Genomic DNA, 19,179 nt, shown 5'->3' on the forward strand with positions numbered 1-19,179 from the left:
AATGACTTTAATTTGGGTTATTGATATATTTGTGCGATAGTTTCATTTCAATATTTCGTTCACCATCCTTTTCATTCAGTTCTAAAATTGCCCTGCGGTCATTGGATAACGAGAACTTGGGCAACACATAAACGAACCGTACCGTTTCACTTTCTGCAATTTTCAAAGGCAGACTATGTTTGTGTATCGGCTCTTGATACAAACGTTGTAGCGATTTCTTTTTTCCTTTTTGTCGAGTTTCGATGGAAAGGTTCAAGAAATTAAGGTCGTAATCCAAGGTAGAATTGTTCTCAATCTGGATAACGAAGTAGAGCTCTTCTTTATCAAAAACGATATTCTCAACACTCAAAACAATACCTTCATTCCGCTTTTTAATTCGACCAATACGCTGTTTTCTATTGAGCAGATACGAGCAGAATTTTTGGTAATGGTATGTTCTGTTATCTACCTGCTCTTCAGAAGATTCAGCAAGAATTGAATCGGTTACAGTCGGTTTTTCATTCCCGATACTATTTGATTCTGGAATGAAATAATTGAGCTTAGAAAGCTGTTTTTTATACCTTACAATATACGAAAAAATTGAACCATTTCGGTTGACTACCAGCAAATTACTTTCCTTTCCTGGCTTGGCTTGAAGAAGTCCGAAATATTGTTCTTTCTCACGATTGTAGGTAAAGACAAAATTGTCTGAACCGGTTATGCCTTGCCTAATAGGTTCTGGAAAGAATAGCGCGACGTTTTTGGTTTCGTTCGCGTAAATGGTGTCGAGTATGTGCGTAGTTTGTGCGTGCGCTGTAGCCTGTGCCGAGCATAGTCGAGGTGTGAAAGCAAAAATAAAGAGCATTATGAATATATGATTATATCGTCTCATAGCTTTGGTTTTAAAATTAATCTGTAATTGTTCAGTACGGTTACTTTTACCCTTCGGTTAGAACGCCTGAATACTTGTGTAAGTCCGCCAACTTGTGGGACACTGGGGATATTTATATCACCAATAACATCATCGAGCACCTCTCTCGTAGCTTCTTCCCTAAAGTTGTTCTCAACATAGATGCCCTCGCTACCGTCTTGCAAATCGAATGCTTTGAGTTTGGTGGGATGGTGCTTTATGTTTTCAATCTCAATCAATGCACGATTGGGCTGAAAGCTGATAAACCCAAATATCGGTGTGTTCTTTGGCATCAGTTTGCCATTTATTGTAGCAGCTTTGGTAAGGCGCATCCGTAGTCGAGTATTTGCTTGAACAACTTGGTCACCATCTACGACTACGTAAATCGTTTCATCAGTATTGCCGATAATTGAAACTTCATTGGGCTTGGGCGAAGCTGCAAAGAACAGTTGATGTTCCAGGCCCAATTCCTTAGCTTCAATTTTTTGTTCTCTTTTAACTTCGGCTGAATCCACTTTTGGTGTATTTTTTTGGGGTGCTCGCCTTTGCCCCAAATGTTGATACCGTTTTTCGGAATACTTAATCTTGCCAGCATCATAGATACTGTCAACAATGCGTTCCTTTTCACGTTCCGGTAAATCTGGGTCGTAAAAGCCCAAGGAATCAATCAGCTTTTCATCATAGATGCTGGGTGCATTGGTTTCACGTACTTCCTTGAGGTCGTTAATAGCATCGAGTTTGGACTCATATTCCTTTTGGCTTTCTTCCAAATCAGGAACTAAGGTCTGTTGCAGGCTTTCATTCTCGCTATCATCATCGCCCATTATCATTACAGAATAGGAAATGAGGAATATGAAAATTACGGCCAATACAGCTGCGAATACTATTTTGTTTTTTTCAACTTTCATCGTTTAATTTTTTTAAGGTGTTTTCAAAGTAATTCGTAATCAAAAGTCCGTGCGGATTGTTGGGAAAGTTCCGGTCCACCATAATCAGGTTTCCGGTGGAAACCAATTCGTAAGTGTCGATAATTGAGCCTCTATTGATTTCAAAAATGGTCGTCGTAGTGAAACTGTACGTACCGTTGCTTTCTGAAATTTTTGAATCAATACTCAATACTTTTTGAACCAAGGAATACTGTAACAATCTGTTATAAACGCCATCCGCTTTTTTCTGACGGTACAGATTGTCCACGGAACTATTGCCTAACCAAAGCGCCTTTTTCAAATTCCTTTCATAATTGCTCGCATCGATGTTGTAGAAGTAGTTATGAAACAATTCCAGATGTGCGAGAGCTTCCACCTTGAAATTTTCTTTTTGGGTAACGAGTTTTAAGGGAATAATACTGCCATTGGTATTGATGGCGAATGCACTATTGAGCGCCTTTTGATTAGTGTTGAATACCACCCAAACTGAAAAGGTGCTGGACAGCAACGCACAGACAACGACTGCCAAAACAATAAACCGATTCAGTTTTAGGACGTTATAGATATTCTTGTAAGGTGTTTTCATTTTGAACTGAATTAGTTGGTAAAGAGTCTGAGCGTAAAGGATGTGGCACGTCTGTACAATTTGAATTTCAGGAAGACGATAAACCCAACAGAACCCAATTGAACGACAGGTGCAAAAAAGCCCTGACCTGTGTCAGTTCCGAATAGGTTGACCCAGAAATTGGTATTGATTTCAGTATAAATGGCATTGATAAATACATTGACCAGAAAGAACGCTGGCACGAGCATATATACGGCAGCATACAGTTTAAAGAAGGTATAGGCGAGCGAACGAAACTTTTCAAAAACCGCAAGGCTTATGACCAAAGGAAAGAATGCCTGCATTATTCCCAAAAGGAAAAAACGCTCTGCCAAGAATAGTGGATAGATGAACAAATCCAATATCCAGAGTATGGTACTTAGGATGAAGGCCAATATCTTGAAACCGTAAAGTGGCGTTACCAACGCCTCATATAAAAGCGTCATTGCCGAACTTGCAGCATCAAATAGGCTTACATCTTCCTCTAATGGAATATCCTGCATTTGCAATGGAAGTAACGCAGGTGCCGTGCCCCTATATTGTCCCTCGATGGCTACCAATATCCCATCAAAGAATCCTAACACCTGCGTTGAAAATATGACCAGTAGGACTATGGCAAAATTCTTGGCCAGTTCGCCCGGACTCAATCCCCAAGTGTAACCATCTTTGTCTGCAATACCTTCGTTGTATTTTTTAAGAATATTGACCAAGAAAAATAGGACAGCAAGCGTTTTCATTCCGGCAATAGTATATTGCGAAAAGTCGCTGGCCTGTATGGTCTGGAAAACCGTATCAATATATTCCAACCCAATCCCTAAAATGATGGTCGCGGTCATTTTTAATATTCTGTTTCGCGGTTATTGACTTTATCCTGCATTTTTCTGAAAGAAATAATATCACGATAGCGTTTCGTCTTCGTAGTGATGTTGGACACCATTTGTTTGGATTCCAGTTCCTTTGCCTTTAGGATTTCGGCACGTTCGGCATCACTCATTTTTAAGTAATCGCTGGATAGAACTTCGTCTATAAAATCCACCGTGTCCAATGAATTTTGTACAATGGTCTCGAAAGAGCCCATAACCCTGTCAATTTCCTCGGGTTTGATGTAGGGCGAATTCAGAATATCCTGAAGGTCATTTTGCATCACATTGATAAGGCGCTGATTGTTCTGTGCGATTTCCTCAACCGCTCTAAGCTGCTGGACAACGCTTGATACTTTTTCTATCGCTTCTTTGGCTTCCTTCAGAAATTTGACGGATTTAATCATTTCTGCCGTCTGTTTACCGGATTCCAATAGCTGTTTTACCAAACTGATAAAGTTGGTGTTGTCATAAACCGGCATTCCCTGGCACGCAGCGCGTGCAGGCAGTAAAAGGATGAATGCCATTGCGATAATTAAGATTTTTGTTTTACTCATCGCTAAAAATTTGTTTTGGTATTCGTGAATCTTCGATTTCATAATATTATATTTTAGATGTGAATTGAATGATTGCTTTTTGCATATCCCGATGCTCGTTGTAGAGCTTCATTATTTCCTCATTTTCTTTACCGTCGGTCAAGTAGGCGGCATAGACTTCCTTTGGGACTTCGAGCCGAAAGATGTTGCTTTCCCTACCTATTTTGATGAACATTTCGGTGTATTTCCGTAGTCCAGTAAGATTATTCTTGATAGATTTTAATTGGTTCAGGTCGTGGCTGGACAGATTGAGCCTTTTGACCAATTCGTCATAGCCTTTCTCATTGTTTAGGCTATAAATGACCTGTGTGTTTTCGAGTATACTTGCGGAAGTCGAATTATTTGGCAACTGGTTGATGGATTGTAAAATAATTCCGATTGCACCATTCTGCTTGCGGATGGCTTGGTAATAGAATTCGACACTTTCCAGTACGTTGTCAAACTTCAGTTGTTTGGCAAACTCATCAAAAAGGATAATGCCTTTTTCAGCACGATTCTTCCAAATTGTTCTTTGAATAGCGGACTTAATCAGCTTTAGCATTACGGACAGGATTTCCTTATTGTCCTTGACTTCATCCAGTTCAAAAACAATCAATCTTTTATCCTCGATTTTATAGGTCTGGTCTTCGCTGATTTCAAAGAGGAAGCTATATAGACCATCGCCGACATACTCTGACATTACGTGCAAGAAGCTCGTGACATTGAAGTAGTCGGGATGGATTTTCAAGGTGTCCAGAAGGTCTTTCTGATGCCTTTCTATAAAGCCGTAGAAACCATCTAAAGAGTGGTTCTCTGAAGTGCTATCGTAATAGTAGCGCAATATCTTTTTAACCGAAACCGATTGTGCCTTCGTGACTTTTAAATCCGAAGCAAAAAGTTCAAAAAGAAATACAGAAAGGTCTTCCAGTCGTTCGGGCGTAAGGTCATTTACATCACTTATATAAAATGGATTGATACCAAGATTTTTTCCGCTTTCATAGCGAAGTACCGTGTACTTTTCTGGGTAGAGTTTGGCAAACTTGGTGTAGGATCCACCAAGGTCAATAATGACCAGACGAACGCCATTTTCAAAATATTGGCGCAGAATGTTATTGGCCAAAAACGATTTGCCTTCGCCAGTAGGCGCAAAAATGGCAAAGTTGCGTGCCTTGATGCGCTTCTTGCGGTCGTCCCAGACATCCTTTAGAACGGGAATGTTGTGTTCGCGGTCATTGAAGATGATTCCAGTTTCGTCGGATTTGTAGTTGGTATTGTTGATGAACAGGCACAGGGCGTGCTTTAAATCCGTTACGTATAAGTCATTATTTGAGAAGTTGGATGAAAAACAGCAGTAACTGTTAAGTATATAGTTGTTCCGTTCTTCACCTCTTGGATAGTATGGTATGATATCCAGTTCCTTAAACTCGGTCTTGATTTTTGAAGTAATTGCATCGAGGTTCTTTTTGTCTTTTGCCCAATAGACCACGTTCAAATGCCCACGAATGATTCTGGCATTTTCATCGGCATTGATTTGGTCCAAGATGTGCTGAATCTTCCCGAGCACGACCTTGTTCTGCGACCCGAAGTTTGAGCTTTTGTTAAGCTCTTCTACCTTCTTGTCAAGCAATTTGCGCCATTTCAGTTTGTCATCCAGATACAGAATCTGGTTGACGATATGGTTCTCGTTAAGCGTAAGCCCTAAGCCGTCTATAAACCCTTGATGAAATACAAAATCGTCAGAAGTGAATTTCTCATTGGTCTTGCTACTTTGCACACTTTCGCCAAAGCACAGTTCGCTGTTAACGGCCAGGGCATCAAAATGGTTGTCGCCGATGGCGACGTTCTTTTTTTCCAGAAGGATGTCTGTATCAAATCCTTCGCTAAATCCGTTAAAATAGTTGGTAGTGAGTTGCTGTATTTCTTCCGTTTGAAGCGAAACAAAATGCATCTTTCTACTATTATTGATAAAGGAAACCGAATCGCTGACCGCATTGGCAAATACCTTGATATTATCATCCATCTGCTGGACTATCCCTTTGGAAATCTTTTTAAAAGGATTGACATACTTGGAATTGTTGAGTGCCTTGTTCTTGGTCATTATGAAGAACAAGTAGCATTTATGCTCAATGTATTCACGGCCTTTAAAATGCTCGTGCGTTGCTTTTTCTAAAAAGGTAGAATTCGGAAGTTGTTTCGAGCTGTAGGATTTCTTCAGGTAAATATCCTGTTTATGAACCACAGTCCCGACAGGCAGCGATTTCAATGCCTGAAACCAGGCACCGTGGATATCCCCAAAGTCTTTTTCGGAAAGCGAATATATTTCAGGTAGATTCCCTTTATAACATAATATCACGTTGCCATTGTTGGCAAAGACGATATTATCCTGAATATCTGCGATAGGGTGATATGCTGAAAGGTTGATTTTATTCATACTCAAATCCTGAATTTCTTTTGTTGCTGATGATTTTAGGGAACGGATTGCCCATTTGAAACAGCTGAGGATTGTTAGCTATTCGAGTCAAAGCGATGTAAAGCGATGCGTCAAAAACCATAAGTCCTACGATGATGCCGAAGCTGAACGAAAAGATGACGACTAATAACGAAACCAGTATGGCCACCATCATCAATGCAAACAACGAAAGGGGCAAGCCGAAGATTACTGCCCTTTTTCGCATATTTCTATAGACCTCGAACTTCTTCATTCTTAGACCACGATTCCTATGAGATAAGTGAAGATGCCTACGACAGCACCTGCGATAAGGACAAATACCAATACTCTGGTTATCCCTTTTTTGAGGTCCGCATTTTCACCGAAGAAGTGTCCGGCATTGAATAGGAAGCCGATAAGGAAGATGACCCCTAAAATGATTGGGAAAATGGTTCGGATGGTGTTGGAAACATCATCTACGGAATCTTCAATGCCACCAATTTGAGCAAAAAGCGATGTGGATAACAGCGAAAGAAAGCCTGCCAAATAATATGATTTTTTCATAACGGAAAGGATTAAAATTTTAGTTCATTTTCATTATTTGAAATTTACATATATTTGAATATAAATAACTGAAAATCAAATATTTGTGAATAAAATATTATTTGATTGTATTTGAATTCCGTTGCTATTATTTGGCATCAAATCCTATGGAATTTTGAAGCTCAGTTGTTGAAAACCCGAAAATTGAAAATGAAAAAGTGGCTCAAAAACGTCAGTTTTGTGATTTTGCTTCTCAAAAGTTGCATCCTTTTGGGTCAGGATTTGAACGCAAAAAAAGTTATCGTAATTGACCCTGGCCACGGTGGAAAAGATTCGGGTGCGATAGGTGTAAATGGCATCCAAGAAAAGGATGTTGTACTCAATATTGCCAATGTAATTTTGAAGCTGAATGATGAGTTGGATACCCCTTTGGATATTTATCTAACTAGGTACACCGATACACTCATTTCTTTATCGGATAGGTCAAAGCTGGCCAAAACCCTTAAAGCTGATTTGTTTGTTTCGCTGCATTGCAATCATTCAGATAATTCAAATGCAAGAGGGATTGAAGTTTATGTTTCAAAAAAGCAATCGGCATATTCTAGAACATCCGTTTGGTTTGCTTTTCAGTTACAAGCTGCCCTTAATTTAGAGCTGGGTTTTGAAAGTAGGGGTGCAAAGTTTGCGAATTTTCAGGTATTGCGTGAAACAATAGCTTATTGCTCTTCAGTATTAGTGGAATTGGGGTTTTTGAGTAATTGGGATGAGGGTGAGTATCTAGAAAATAAAGGCAATCATATAAAATTGTCTAAAAGCATATTGGAATTATTAGTTACCAAAATAAGAGGGTTATGAGTGAATTAGGAATTGAAGTAATCAAAAATATAAGAAGTTTATTGGTCTCTATTTACAAGCACATCTTTAAAAAGATACCTGATAATAGACAGTAATTTTATGTTCATTATTGCGACTGTGTACTTATGAAAAGTGAATCAAAATATCTTACTAGCAAAGAAAAAAGAATGCAGTTGAAAGTTTCAGCTTGTGAACTTATGCATATGCGTGAAGCTGGCAAACTGAAGTATATCAAAAGTGGAAATGCCTTTTTATATGAGGAAAATTAGTCTCTGCTAAAATTAAGTTTGAACATTTTTTTCAATAAATATTCAACTAATTCTCTAAAATTCTCTAAATCATCATCAGAAATTGTGACTGCTATCCTTTTATGGACTAATTCACATCGTAAATTATAGAAATAATTTACTTTTTGCCAAGTACCGTTCTTAACTCTTATATTTCTGGCTACCTCTGTATGAACATCAACTCTATTACTCATTAAAGCTGCAAGCCTACCAGTATTATATCTGTTTCCAGACTCATTTACTAGATAATCTTTAAATGCGATTTCCAATGTACTATCTAATAACAACATTGCAATACGATTACTTTGTTCTATTTTCAATTTAGAGATTTCTTCGACTGCAATAATTGATTCATAATGCCCTTTAGTCCAAGGTTTAGATTGGGCAATTTGTTTATTGTTTTTCTTTATTAAATCTATATACTTGACTTTTTTTGGACCACGTCTAATAGTAGGCACGTGTATTCTGGCTGAGCTCGAAAAATCTGATAGTTGCTCTTTAACTACAGTTCCTGTCTTGTATTGAAAAACCTTGGCAGGCCACTCACCAGAATAATTTTTGGACATACTGGCATACGTTCTAAAGATTCTTTGAATGTGTTCTGCAATTTCTAGAAAAGTTTTATGCTTAAAATCTATAGCAGATTTACTACTATTCCAAGGCATTAAATCTACTGCACCGTTCAGCTCAACTATTACTCTGACCAAAGAATACGTTACGTGAGGTTTTCCAACTTTAAAAGGGGTGTTAAATCCTATTTCATCACCTTTGTAAGCTCTTGAGATAAGTCTATTATTACAATAAAAATAAACACCATATTCACTTATGTTCGAGCCAATTTCCTTGTGGGATTTAGTCAATCCACCGGTTATCGATAACTGAATTTCATCTCTATCTTTAAACTTAATTGGTCCTGAGCTTTTAACTGGTTTATATTCCGGTGGATAAGACCAGTTATCAAATCTCTTAGGTTTTATTTCCTCATCATTTAAGCGAATGACAATATTATCTTGATCCAAAAACATTGCATAAGTGGCAGATAAATGCTCATATAAATCTGAATGTTTTTTCTCTTGAATACTTTCACGAAGTTCTATTAATTTAATTTCAGTTGTGTTTTCTTTTATTTCTGAAACTTCGTAAACTGGTAAATCCCAATTGTCTTCATCTTCTATCCAATCATCATTTATTTCAACTAATAAAGTCTTTAGGTCATTGTAGCGAGTGTAAATTTTAATATTTTTTGATAGGGCAACAACAGCTCTTTTAGATCCTACACCAAAAACACCTATAATCTCTTCATCAATATTAGTTCTTGATTGACCAGGTCCAACTATTAAAGGGATATCTTCCTCTTTTATTCCACCACTATTATCCTTTACTGTAATAGACTGTTGTTCATAGTCCAAGTCTATATCTACACAAAGTGAATTTTCTTTCCCATTGTATATCCAATTATCAATTGCATTATCAATGAGTTCGCACAAAGCTAAGTTCAAATGATAATCTGCAATTATTGAGAGATAGATTCTTTTTGAAGGTATGGCGGATATTTCATCAGGTAATTTTTCTCTCAAAATATAAATTGGATTTTAGTTAAACAATATCAGCCTGATGCTTAACACATCTGTCCACTATTTTATTCATCTGTAGTCCGAGAAACGTTTCTTCTTCTTCAAACAAGGCAAGAATTCTTTTCCTCTCGAAAATCAAAAAATCCTTTTCTATGAGGTCTGAATGGTAAAACTTATTCTTGAAGGTGTTAATTAACGAATAGGGAATGAACATAATGTGTTGTGGTTTGGTTTTATAGAACTTTAAGTAGTTCTCAAACCTACGTGTATCGTGATATTTAGATTCCGTATCCTTACCACACGCACACTGCGCTAAATAAACCAGTTGATTCATACACTTATCACCAAAAGGCATCCAGCCGATAATATCTAAACCTCGTTCCTGGTTATTCCTTTCCGATATACCTTCTAGCTCATCTTCCTCAATTTTTAGTCCAAGGTCAGCTGCTAGTAGTCTTATTTTTTCCTTGGCATTTCCTGTATATGTGCTGTTTTTACCAAATTCTTTTACGATTGATTTTGAAGAAAGAAAATTTTTCAACACGTAATAAGATATAGTCTCAAATTCACTTGTGAGATCCGGTCTAAAACCTTTAAATATGTTTAGTTTGGATGATACAAGCATACCTAAGTACATTTTGTTCTTCCAATTTAAATCTGGCTTGATCGTTAATACTTCGTTATCATCCAAAGTAAAAGGATAGTCATCTGCGAACAACCTTACCCGTTGTTCAATGATAGTAAATATCTCTATGAGCCAACTTTCATCTTTATCTCTTTGTTTACCGCTTGAATAGTCTTTTGTTCCAAAAAATCTATCTAAAACATCACCAAAGCTCGTTCCATCCGTATTTGAAAAAAGAGAGATAAGTTCAATGAAATCAGCGTGTAAATTCTTCTTGTTTTCAGTATAGTCAGGTTTATCTAAATCAAAAAAACTCTCTATACTTTCAGAAAGTTTTTCTTCAAAAGTCATCATCTTGATTTTCTCTTTGGCGTTGGTAATTTCTAATTTTAAGGGCAATTTCTCGCAGCGTCTTTAAGTCGTCATACATTCCTGTGTAAAAGTCTTTAACTTTAGTAGAATATATGTCTGCTCTGGTTAGGGCAGCTAGAGATTTATCGATTTCCTTCCTGAATAGAACATCAATTTGTCCTGTTAAGTCAAATGCTTCGTCAATAGTAGCACCTTCCTCACTAAAAGCTTTTAAGGCAACTTCATTACTAACAACTGCATCAAGCTTTTTTAAACCCTTACTATCACCTAAAACTCTAGGTTGACCCTCTGTTTTTTCAAACCACCAATGCGTTATTGCCTTTAAATTTTTAGGGTTGAGTTTTTCTACAGGTTTATCTTCATTAAAATCAACACCAATAAAATTTCTCAGATGCTGTTTATTTAGCGCATCAACAAAATAATTGAGATGAAATTTCGTGTCATTAAGCCCATCGATTTGATAAAATCCTTCGTCTTCGACTTTTCTATAAAGCGTTAAACCAGTAAGTAGCCTTCTAATATAACTTGAAGAACTACCAATCATCTTCGCTATATCTCTACAAGCCTGCCCAAAATTAACACCTTTAAATTCTTGTTCTTTTAAGTCATTTAGATATCTAGCTTTTTCCAAAAGACGCCAAGATTTTATTCCTGTTATGTGACGAAACCCTAGATACTTAAGAATACTTTCTTTTTCTTCAAATACCAAACAAGGAATATCTGTAGGCTTATAATCTGCCTCGGCATTGATTTTCTTGAGGCTCTCTTTCTTCACTTTTGCCAGGTCTGGATTAGACAACAATTTTACCGCTGTTAGACGTCTGTTGCCCTCTACTACTATAAACTTTCCATCCTCTTCTTTATCTGGCACTACAAGTAGTTGCTCGCCAGCAAAGTAGTCATTTTCACCAATTGCCATCATTAACTCTAGTGTAGCTGCTTCTAGCAGCATATATTCAATTATGAGAGCTTCATCTTTGCCTTGTTTGGACTTAGGTAAACGTGGATTGAAAATATCCAGTTTTAAGTCCTTAATATTGATTTTTCTATATTCTTGACTCATATCTTTTGGTTTGGGTTTATTTGCTAATATTCGTTAACCCATAGTTTATTTTATTTATTAAAAAATCAAACCCATCAAACTTAGGGTTCTCTTTTAATTCGCTATCGAGTAGCTCTAAACCATCATCGATATGCATTTTTATATATTTTGGTAATGCTTTATCGGTCTTGTAAAGTCCGTAATAAGTACAGACAAGACCAACATAAATATGTTCATTAGAACCAAATAGTACAGACTTGGAATACTCTTTTCCGCCAGAATCTTTTATGTTTTCCAAGTTAAGTCTTTGCTCTTTGCTAAGTGAGTAAGTCAAGGCTATCCTTGCAATCACATTTTCTTTTCCTAGATTCAATCGTCTCGATAGTTGTGCGACAACTTCTTTATTGTCCTTACTTGTCTTTATCTGTTTAAACATAGGATTCGGTTTCTAAAGTTTCAAAGTCCTTATTGAAATCAGCTTCCTTGATAAATGAGCTGTTACTATCTTCATTTACTATTTTGAATGTTTTATGCAAATTAGGCTTCAATAGTTCAAATTCTTCTTTGTTCAACTCTTTTTGAAGTAGAGGCAATAACACCACTTGGTCTGAAATTGAAGGGTAAAATTCTTTTATAACACTCTTAGAGTGGAATTTATCGAATTTCTGAAGCGGACTATCAATGAATACCGGAAATGAAATACCTGACTCATCAACTAGAGCTTTTAATAACGCAGTTGCATATAATTGTTGCTCGCCTTTAGAAAGTGAATCTTTTCTTATCGTCTGCATACGCTCATCAAGCAACTCTATATCCATAATTTCATTATCTATATGTACTTTGACATCAGCAATGAAATTGCTTTTATGCATCAATTTATTTAGGCTAAGCTTTAAGGCTTTTTGAAGTGTGTATTTTTTATCTTCCTTTATTCTAGTAATTAAGGCATTGATTTTGTCCAGTAGCTTTTTGGTGGTTAGTAATTTTTTATTGTCAGTATCAACTAGCCTAAATTTCTTGTCAAGTTCTGACACCTGTTTCTTATCTGAATTATTCTTTGCTTCAAGCTGCCCTTGTTCTATTAAAAGTGAGGTTTGTTTTTCTTTTAATTCAGCAATTTGATTTTCGATAAGACGCTTTTCATTGTGAAGGGTTTTCGCCAAATGATTATCTTTTCTGGCTTCCGATTGTTTAATTTCATTCTGTATTCGCGAAAGTAAAACACGGTTGTTTTTTTCTCTTTGGACGATAGACTTTACTTGATCCGCATAAGAGGTAGATAGATTTTTGAACAATGACTGAAAATCGAGATATTGTTCTTCTGTAAATGCAACGAGAATATCTGTATTAGTCGCATCTTCTTTAAAACGTTCTGCGATTGACTGTTTGAAAATTTTAGAAATAAGACTTTTTTCCTCAACTTTTGCTGTTTTGATTTTTTCTAAAATCGTCTTCGAAAAACTATTCAGCTCTTTTTTTAATAGTTCTGATGATACGTGTTCTTCCGTATGCTCTTTCTCAATTTGGTCTTTGAGTTTTTTTAGCTGATCGCCAGCAATTACCAATGGTGCTAATTCCAGTACTTGATTTAGTTCGGATTTTATTATTGCAGATTCTTTTTTAAGCTGGTTACGTTCTTTCTTAAGAGCAGCAAGCTCTTCTACGGTTATTGAATTTCCTTCACGAATTAATTTTTCTTGTAAAGCATTTCCTTTTACTTTAAGGTTAGCTAGCTCTTCTTTTGTTTCTTTTTGTCGTTCAATATTATATTCAAGAAGACTGGCAGAAGCTTTTTCTTTTTTTATAAGTTCTTCAAGCTGAATCCTTTCTTTGTCTGAAATGTCTTGCCTGCCAAGTTTGGTGATTAAGGATTCTAGGTTCTTTTTAAGTTCCTCGTATTTCTTTATTCCCAATACTTCGGAATAAGCCTTACTCAAACTGCGAAGTTCCTCTTTGGTTCTAGCTTCTGCAAGAGAAACAATTTTTTCGGCATCAAAAAAGAAGAATTTGGCGATTTCCCTGGGAAGTATAAAGTCATTGATGAATAGGTCATACCCAACCTCTTTAGTCAGTTCATTTTCTATTCCATCAATTAAGATATCAAGTTTTTCTTGGTTATCATCAATATTATAGCTTCTCTTTATTTTTATGGTATTACAGGTTAATGCAGGAATTTTCAAATCCTGTAATTCCACTTCTATTGAAAAGGAATGTTTACTTTCTGCGGAAGAATTTGCGAAAGCCCCTCGATTGTACAATGATTTTAGAAAAGCATCGTAACCACCAGCATTTCTTATGTCCAATCGATATTTGTCTTCTACCTGACCTATCAGTTTCCCGTAGAAAGTCCATAATAGACCAGTCAATAAAGTGGTCTTTCCAAAACCGTTTTTCCCAGAGATAATATTTATATTCTTATCTGAAAATGGACTAAAGGAAATCGTATTCTTGCCTTGGTAAATCCTGAAATTATTTATGATAATTTTACTAATTCTCATTGTTCTTCGGATTTACAAAACGTTCAATTCTACGCTCGATGTCATTGTGCAGTCCGTATTTTGAAACCAATAAAGTTTTGGTTTCCTGAAGTGCTATTAAATTATCTATTAAATGATAGAAGGATAAATCATCTTCACAAACTTCTTTTAGAATGCGTTTTTCGGTATTGTTGAGAATTTTAGCATTTGCTGTACTAATGTCTTTGTCAAATATTTCGCGATACAAGTCACCCACATTATTATCAAAATAAAGGTCTCTATTCCAATTTACCTGTATGGCAATCAATTCCTGATTGGTTATCAAATGTACGTGTGGTCTCTCTTCTTGAACTTCCTTTTGAATCAACAGAAGCTCTCTTAATTTCCTGTATCTATAACCTAGTCTATAGGGTCCCCAATTAGTCCCATCCTCGTGAACCGCAGGTCTACCGTCACGACGCTCGGGCATCCGGTGTTCGTGAATATTTCTCTCTTCAACTAAACTGTTCCTGAAGTCCAGCAAGGGTTTCATCCAGTGCTTTCCACTATCAATTAAGGCCGACATCGATTTGTCCTTTTTAACAACAGTACAAGTCCAACAGCCAAAACGGGATTGCCCACAAGATGAGTGTTTCTTATTGACGACAACGGTGGGGCACTCATAGTCATCTGCACTTGCATCAGAATATATTTGAAACAAAATAGAATTATCGAAACCCCAAGGTGAAGGAAAAGTATTTATGATGTACCAAATTTCTTCCAACATTAATTCTTTGATAGGCGCATAAACGTAGGTGTTTACGCCTGTCTGATGTTTTGAAAGTCGCTGACCATCAATTTCGTGTTTTCGCATTGATCGTTCGCGACTAGCACTTTCCTCATATCTTGTTCCAAGCAAAACAATGGCTTCACCTTTTTTGTCAATCTGTTCGGTCAAGAAATTTGAGGTAGGGCGTATTTTTAACTTATCGGTACACCATCTAAATGAATTATTAGGGACAGGGTAACCCTTGCCCAAGACATTTACCCAAAACGTTTCCTCTAAAGAAGGTGCTGTTTTTTTTACCAGAATAGGCAGGTTCTGTTCTCTCGCTGCCACTTCTATTTTACTCAGAACATCGTCAACATAAGAAGATATGATTGGGTTCTCAACTAGGGTATCATTACAAACTACATATACTGGTCGCCTTAGTTGAAAATGATTTGGTAATTCTTTGACTTTTTCCAATGCTTTCCAAACCAGAGTAAGCAGTACAGTAGAATCTTTCCCGCCACTGAATCCAATTATCCAAGGTCGTTCAGAGGTGTCTGCAAACGCGTATTGGTCTACTATTTCATCAATTATGTTATCTATTCGTTTTGACATTCTATTCTAACCCAAATTAAGGGTGATTTAATTTCTATTTTTACATTTCGAAAGCGCCAATTCAAGCGCTTTTGACTGTAATTTTTCATTTTCCGTGGCTCTTAAAACCTTATCCGCCAACCATTGAGTGCGCAACGTCTCTATTTCCTCATTTAAAACCGAAGAAAGCTTTTTTAAATCTTCCTTTCTGAAAGGGCGAACACCTCTTTCCATTTTACTGAGCATAGCAGTATCAATATTTAGTTCAGCAGCTAACTCTCTCAACAACATCCCTTGGCGCTCTCTAGCATTCCTTATATACGTCCCAATCATTATTTCAATGTGTTCAATTTAAGGCTTGACAAATTTTGAACAAAGTAAAAAATTTAGTCTGTATTTAAGCATTTTTAAGACTCTTTTTTCGGTAAGTTGTTAAGATTTTTTTTAACATTTCATTTTGGCTTTTTCCTTACTTCCTCTTATCCCCAGCACCTTTATCGAATGCAATGAGATTAAACAATTCTCGCATTCTGCTACGAACTCGATTTCCGTAACGTTCTTCGAGTTCTTCAGCATTAAGGTTGGTTGTAGCGTGGGTTTTAATTTTACGTTTAGTATCGAGGTAGAGTTCATAACGTGATAAGAGTACTTCGCCCATCACATTCAGATCCTTTCCGTAGAACCTACCAGAAGGTTCAACACCTAAATCATCAAAACAATAAAATTTGGTGTTGCCATATTCCTCGACAGTTTTAAAGCCAAGGTGGTTAAAACCAAAAGTCACATTCCTACAAGGAATCATTTCGTAAGGACGTTGTAACGGAACTAAATGACGCAGTAATTTCATTAAGCTGGTCTTACCGCAGCCAACTGGTCCGGAAAGCAAGATGCCCTTGTCAATGTCAATTCCATAGGTAGTGCAATTCTCTTTGTCCTTGATGAAATATGAACAGAGCTTAAGCAGTATACTTTTATCCTCTTCGTAAATCCTAAATTTTTTCCCAAAGAGTAATTTACCCTTGGCATTGAGATAAATCAAGATTTTCGGAAAGTCATAGACAACGCTTTTGCCATCAAATTGTCCTAGCGAATATTCCACGCCACCTTCGGTAATTTTAGAGGGGTTGTCCATAATCTTTGTTTTTAGTAGTTCGCAAGTTGTCCTTGATTTGGGACGGTTGCTTTCGGTTTGGTTTGTTTTCTTCTTCAAAAAGTTCAGTTCTATCCATCCAGTTTGTAGCCAATGAGCGCCAATCCCTTATTGGTTTTCCATCGCTTGTTTTCCATTCTCGGTCTGCATAATGCTCATAGAATTTTTTTCCTTCATCAGCATCAAAACCTTTTTCTTCAAAAAATAAAATAACGGCCTGCCTGCCCTTTGGCTGTTTTATATAGTTTTCTTGTTTGATATTGTTTGTAGTAGATACCAGTGCTTGTCCATCTATGGGACGGTGCTGATCTGTAACCTGTCCATTTTTGGGATGGTGGTGTCCCTCAAGCGGTACACCTCTGGGATAGTACTGTTTTGCGAGCTGTTCCAATGTGGGACTGTACTGTCCCGCAACTGGCTCATCACCTGTACCGATAATGGACATCTTGATTTTGCTGCCCTTATACGGATTGTTGGATGGAAAGTAGGATATATATAGCCAGGCATCCAATTCGGTAATGCAACGGTGATAAGTAGATTTTGAACCGATTTTAGCAACGCGCATCAAATCCCTACGGTTCACGTAGAATTCATCCATAAACCGGCAACTGTTCCATTCTTGGAACAGCGCCATATACAAACTGATGTGGGTAGGGTTTAAGCGGTCATCAAAATAGAACTTTTCAAAAGCCGCATTGAGTAGCTTTATATAGTTCATCGCTTAAGAATTTAAACCGTGATGCACACGGTTGGCATCCATTACTTTCTGTATTTCCTCTGCATCGTAATAGATAATGCCACCAACCTTTGTGTATGGTAATGTGCCATTAATGCGAAGATTTTGCAAAGTGCCTGGACTTACTTGAAGTAAATCCATTACTTCGGAAGATTTAAGGTATTTCTTGATTTTTCCAGAAGCCTGTTTGGCCAATAGATTTTTGATATCATCGAGCAATTCCATCTTGAATTCCCGAAGGTCATCGGTAGTGATAATTGATGTTGGCATAATAGAACGGTTTAAAAGAAAGGGACTATCGCATAGGCTGTCAACTCATTTGATAGCCCCTGACCTGATTTGACTTTCGTTCTACAAATTTGATGGGTTCTATTGGAATTTCTTCCCCAGTACAACCGTACTAAGGTCAAAATTTAACATCTTGAAATTTGGTGGTTTTCTTAAGGGTTTGAAGATTAAAAATCGAAATCCAATACCCAAACGACAAGAAATTCTATGGAGATAGTACTTAAATTAACAAGACGGTAGGTCAACCGTAGTACGGTTGTTTTTATACCGGTATTAAAATTATAGAGAAAAGTTCAAATTGGAATTTTGTATTTTTGAGAGTAAGGGTCATAGAAATATTGCATTAGCAAGTCGCCTATATTTTCCCAAGAATAGTTTGGGAGCGTTATTCAATAAAAACATTTTGAGATATCAAGAAAAATATACTAATGGATTAATTGCCAATTTTATTAAAAGCTTTTGGGAGTTTGAGACTGCTGACAAGGAATGCCACTATGAAATACTTCCCGACGGACTATTCGACTTGATTTTTGAAATTCGAAACGAGCAAATAAGTCGAATCTTTTTGACAGGAGTTTGGACAAAACAAATCAAAATTTCAATCCCGAAAGACACGAGACTTATTGGAGTTCGATTTAAACTTATTGCAGCTGAGTATATTTTTAAGCAATCGATAAAAACCCTCAAAAATACTAAAACAGAACTTCCAAAAACCTTTCTTGGAGCGCAAAACCAACCGATTGGAGATTTTGAAAAATTCACTTCTTCACTATCGCAAAAAATTCATTATAGTTTGAAAAAGATAAAAGAAATCGACAGCCGAAAATTTCATCTCTTTCAAATGCTGTACCAACTGAGAGGTGAAATTACCGTCAAAGAAATTTCGGAATCGATTTTTTGGAGCAGTAGGCAAATCAATAGATATTTCAACGACCGATTTGGGTTTTCGCTCAAAACCTTTTGCAATATCCTAAAATGTAATTCGTCATTTTCGCAAATAGCGAACGGGCAATTATTTCCAGAACAGGAATACTATGACCAAGCACATTTTATCAAAGAAATCAAGCGGTACACAGGTGCCACGCCAAAGGACTTATACCAAAACAAAAACGACCGTTTTTTACAATTATTGACACTTAGAGAATTCTAAATTTACGCTTTCAACATAAATTCAAAGAAAATGAAAGCAAACAAGTTGACACCGAACTTTGAGGTAAAGAACATTCGGGAAACCATAGAATTCTATCAAAACGTTTTAGGCTTTTCCCTTGCAATGGCGGTTCCCGAAACTCAAGACGGTATTGAACAAACATTGGCGGAAGAAAGGGAATATGTTTATGCCTTGGTAAGTAAGGATAACGTGGAAATGATGTTTCAGCGAACCGACAGTTTCAAAGAAGATGTGAGTCTTGCCAAAGACATCTCATTGGGAGCAAGCGTTTCCTTCTATATGGAAATTGATGGAATCGATAATTTTTACAGCCATATCAAGAATAAGGGAATAAATCCGACCGAATTGAAAACAGCTTGGTACGGAATGCGAGAATTTTATATTACCGACAACAACGGTTACATTTTAGGTTTTGCTGAAAAGAATGACTGA

General features: G+C 36.8%; 21 protein-coding genes. 3 read left to right on the forward strand and 18 right to left on the reverse strand.

Annotation, left to right across the window (positions count from 1 at the left end; genetic code table 11):
• Nucleotides 1–7 precede the first annotated feature (7 nt).
• The 8 genes from HYG79_RS04920 to HYG79_RS04955 are packed head-to-tail and all read right to left on the reverse strand — an operon-like array spanning nt 8 to nt 6,846.
• Entirely contained in the window at nt 8–844 is an 837-nt protein-coding gene (locus HYG79_RS04920) for a DUF4138 domain-containing protein (protein ID WP_449506237.1), read from the reverse strand.
• A gap of 23 nt (nt 845–867) precedes the next feature.
• Nucleotides 868–1,797: a conjugative transposon protein TraM gene (traM, locus tag HYG79_RS04925; protein ID WP_179241049.1), complete on the reverse strand. Its 930-nt coding sequence runs from the start codon at nt 1,795–1,797 to the stop codon at nt 868–870.
• The gene (locus HYG79_RS04930) at nt 1,787–2,401 is read right to left on the reverse strand and encodes a conjugal transfer protein TraK (RefSeq protein WP_179241050.1); all 615 of its coding nucleotides are present in this window, start codon (nt 2,399–2,401) and stop codon (nt 1,787–1,789) included. The genes traM and HYG79_RS04930 overlap by 11 nt, the downstream gene beginning before the upstream one ends.
• Nucleotides 2,402–2,412: 11 nt before the next feature.
• On the reverse strand, nt 2,413–3,255 hold the full coding sequence (locus HYG79_RS04935) for a hypothetical protein (RefSeq protein ID WP_067030851.1): 843 nt from the start codon (nt 3,253–3,255) through the stop codon (nt 2,413–2,415).
• Between the two features lie 2 nt (nt 3,256–3,257).
• Nucleotides 3,258–3,836, reverse strand: coding sequence for a conjugal transfer protein (locus HYG79_RS04940; protein ID WP_228027936.1), 579 nt, complete (start codon nt 3,834–3,836; stop codon nt 3,258–3,260).
• 46 nt (nt 3,837–3,882) lie between these two features.
• Nucleotides 3,883–6,285, reverse strand: a complete 2,403-nt coding sequence (locus HYG79_RS04945) for a TraG family conjugative transposon ATPase (protein ID WP_179241052.1) — start codon at nt 6,283–6,285, stop codon at nt 3,883–3,885.
• Entirely contained in the window at nt 6,278–6,556 is a 279-nt protein-coding gene (locus HYG79_RS04950; RefSeq protein WP_179241053.1) for a hypothetical protein, read from the reverse strand. Before HYG79_RS04950 ends, HYG79_RS04945 begins: the two co-directional genes overlap by 8 nt.
• A 2-nt stretch (nt 6,557–6,558) precedes the next feature.
• On the reverse strand, nt 6,559–6,846 hold the full coding sequence (locus tag HYG79_RS04955) for a hypothetical protein (RefSeq protein ID WP_179241054.1): 288 nt from the start codon (nt 6,844–6,846) through the stop codon (nt 6,559–6,561).
• A 189-nt stretch (nt 6,847–7,035) separates the two neighbouring features.
• Here HYG79_RS04955 and HYG79_RS04960 point away from each other — a divergent pair, with 189 nt between their 5' ends.
• Entirely contained in the window at nt 7,036–7,680 is a 645-nt protein-coding gene (locus tag HYG79_RS04960; protein ID WP_179241055.1) for an N-acetylmuramoyl-L-alanine amidase family protein, read from the forward strand.
• 265 nt (nt 7,681–7,945) lie between these two features.
• On the opposite strand, the gene HYG79_RS04965 is transcribed toward HYG79_RS04960, so the two are convergent.
• From HYG79_RS04965 to HYG79_RS05010, 10 genes are all read right to left on the reverse strand, one after another.
• Nucleotides 7,946–9,544: an ATP-binding protein gene (locus HYG79_RS04965; RefSeq protein ID WP_179241056.1), complete on the reverse strand. Its 1,599-nt coding sequence runs from the start codon at nt 9,542–9,544 to the stop codon at nt 7,946–7,948.
• A gap of 19 nt (nt 9,545–9,563) precedes the next feature.
• Nucleotides 9,564–10,517, reverse strand: coding sequence for a hypothetical protein (locus HYG79_RS04970; protein ID WP_179241057.1), 954 nt, complete (start codon nt 10,515–10,517; stop codon nt 9,564–9,566).
• Nucleotides 10,507–11,601 carry a ParB N-terminal domain-containing protein gene (locus HYG79_RS04975; protein WP_179241058.1) on the reverse strand — a complete coding sequence of 365 codons (1,095 nt, stop codon included), beginning with the start codon at nt 11,599–11,601 and terminating at the stop codon, nt 10,507–10,509. Before HYG79_RS04975 ends, HYG79_RS04970 begins: the two co-directional genes overlap by 11 nt.
• 16 nt (nt 11,602–11,617) lie before the next feature.
• Nucleotides 11,618–12,016: a DndE family protein gene (locus tag HYG79_RS04980; RefSeq protein WP_179241059.1), complete on the reverse strand. Its 399-nt coding sequence runs from the start codon at nt 12,014–12,016 to the stop codon at nt 11,618–11,620.
• Nucleotides 12,009–14,078 carry a DNA sulfur modification protein DndD gene (dndD, locus tag HYG79_RS04985; RefSeq protein ID WP_179241060.1) on the reverse strand — a complete coding sequence of 690 codons (2,070 nt, stop codon included), beginning with the start codon at nt 14,076–14,078 and terminating at the stop codon, nt 12,009–12,011. The genes HYG79_RS04980 and dndD overlap by 8 nt, the downstream gene beginning before the upstream one ends.
• Nucleotides 14,068–15,423, reverse strand: a complete 1,356-nt coding sequence (gene dndC, locus HYG79_RS04990) for a DNA phosphorothioation system sulfurtransferase DndC (RefSeq protein ID WP_179241061.1) — start codon at nt 15,421–15,423, stop codon at nt 14,068–14,070. Before dndC ends, dndD begins: the two co-directional genes overlap by 11 nt.
• Before the next feature lie 27 nt (nt 15,424–15,450).
• Nucleotides 15,451–15,735 carry a helix-turn-helix domain-containing protein gene (locus HYG79_RS04995; protein ID WP_179241062.1) on the reverse strand — a complete coding sequence of 95 codons (285 nt, stop codon included), beginning with the start codon at nt 15,733–15,735 and terminating at the stop codon, nt 15,451–15,453.
• A gap of 136 nt (nt 15,736–15,871) precedes the next feature.
• Complete coding sequence (locus tag HYG79_RS05000) at nt 15,872–16,534, reverse strand: ATPase (protein ID WP_179241063.1); 663 nt, start codon at nt 16,532–16,534, stop codon at nt 15,872–15,874.
• Nucleotides 16,518–17,270, reverse strand: a complete 753-nt coding sequence (locus HYG79_RS05005) for a hypothetical protein (protein ID WP_179241064.1) — start codon at nt 17,268–17,270, stop codon at nt 16,518–16,520. The genes HYG79_RS05000 and HYG79_RS05005 overlap by 17 nt, the downstream gene beginning before the upstream one ends.
• Before the next feature lie 3 nt (nt 17,271–17,273).
• On the reverse strand, nt 17,274–17,558 hold the full coding sequence (locus HYG79_RS05010; RefSeq protein ID WP_179241065.1) for a helix-turn-helix domain-containing protein: 285 nt from the start codon (nt 17,556–17,558) through the stop codon (nt 17,274–17,276).
• A 421-nt stretch (nt 17,559–17,979) separates the two neighbouring features.
• Here HYG79_RS05010 and HYG79_RS05015 point away from each other — a divergent pair, with 421 nt between their 5' ends.
• Entirely contained in the window at nt 17,980–18,726 is a 747-nt protein-coding gene (locus HYG79_RS05015) for a helix-turn-helix transcriptional regulator (protein WP_179241066.1), read from the forward strand.
• A gap of 30 nt (nt 18,727–18,756) precedes the next feature.
• Nucleotides 18,757–19,179, forward strand: coding sequence for a VOC family protein (locus HYG79_RS05020; RefSeq protein WP_179241067.1), 423 nt, complete (start codon nt 18,757–18,759; stop codon nt 19,177–19,179).

The organism is Costertonia aggregata, from assembly GCF_013402795.1.
Classification (GTDB): domain Bacteria; phylum Bacteroidota; class Bacteroidia; order Flavobacteriales; family Flavobacteriaceae; genus Costertonia; species Costertonia aggregata.

Bases quoted from the DNA above. Each gene is read 5' to 3' on its own strand.
- HYG79_RS04920 (WP_449506237.1), bottom strand. From the start codon at position 844: ATGCTCTTTATTTTTGCTTTCACACCTCGACTATGCTCGGCACAGGCT.
- traM (WP_179241049.1), bottom strand. From the start codon at position 1,797: ATGAAAGTTGAAAAAAACAAAATAGTATTCGCAGCTGTATTGGCCGTA.
- HYG79_RS04930 (WP_179241050.1), bottom strand. From the start codon at position 2,401: ATGAAAACACCTTACAAGAATATCTATAACGTCCTAAAACTGAATCGG.
- HYG79_RS04935 (WP_067030851.1), bottom strand. From the start codon at position 3,255: ATGACCGCGACCATCATTTTAGGGATTGGGTTGGAATATATTGATACG.
- HYG79_RS04940 (WP_228027936.1), bottom strand. From the start codon at position 3,836: ATGAGTAAAACAAAAATCTTAATTATCGCAATGGCATTCATCCTTTTA.
- HYG79_RS04945 (WP_179241052.1), bottom strand. From the start codon at position 6,285: ATGAATAAAATCAACCTTTCAGCATATCACCCTATCGCAGATATTCAG.
- HYG79_RS04950 (WP_179241053.1), bottom strand. From the start codon at position 6,556: ATGAAGAAGTTCGAGGTCTATAGAAATATGCGAAAAAGGGCAGTAATC.
- HYG79_RS04955 (WP_179241054.1), bottom strand. From the start codon at position 6,846: ATGAAAAAATCATATTATTTGGCAGGCTTTCTTTCGCTGTTATCCACA.
- HYG79_RS04960 (WP_179241055.1), top strand. From the start codon at position 7,036: ATGAAAAAGTGGCTCAAAAACGTCAGTTTTGTGATTTTGCTTCTCAAA.
- HYG79_RS04970 (WP_179241057.1), bottom strand. From the start codon at position 10,517: ATGACTTTTGAAGAAAAACTTTCTGAAAGTATAGAGAGTTTTTTTGAT.
- HYG79_RS04975 (WP_179241058.1), bottom strand. From the start codon at position 11,601: ATGAGTCAAGAATATAGAAAAATCAATATTAAGGACTTAAAACTGGAT.
- HYG79_RS04980 (WP_179241059.1), bottom strand. From the start codon at position 12,016: ATGTTTAAACAGATAAAGACAAGTAAGGACAATAAAGAAGTTGTCGCA.
- dndD (WP_179241060.1), bottom strand. From the start codon at position 14,078: ATGAGAATTAGTAAAATTATCATAAATAATTTCAGGATTTACCAAGGC.
- dndC (WP_179241061.1), bottom strand. From the start codon at position 15,423: ATGTCAAAACGAATAGATAACATAATTGATGAAATAGTAGACCAATAC.
- HYG79_RS04995 (WP_179241062.1), bottom strand. From the start codon at position 15,735: ATGATTGGGACGTATATAAGGAATGCTAGAGAGCGCCAAGGGATGTTG.
- HYG79_RS05000 (WP_179241063.1), bottom strand. From the start codon at position 16,534: ATGGACAACCCCTCTAAAATTACCGAAGGTGGCGTGGAATATTCGCTA.
- HYG79_RS05005 (WP_179241064.1), bottom strand. From the start codon at position 17,270: ATGAACTATATAAAGCTACTCAATGCGGCTTTTGAAAAGTTCTATTTT.
- HYG79_RS05010 (WP_179241065.1), bottom strand. From the start codon at position 17,558: ATGCCAACATCAATTATCACTACCGATGACCTTCGGGAATTCAAGATG.
- HYG79_RS05020 (WP_179241067.1), top strand. From the start codon at position 18,757: ATGAAAGCAAACAAGTTGACACCGAACTTTGAGGTAAAGAACATTCGG.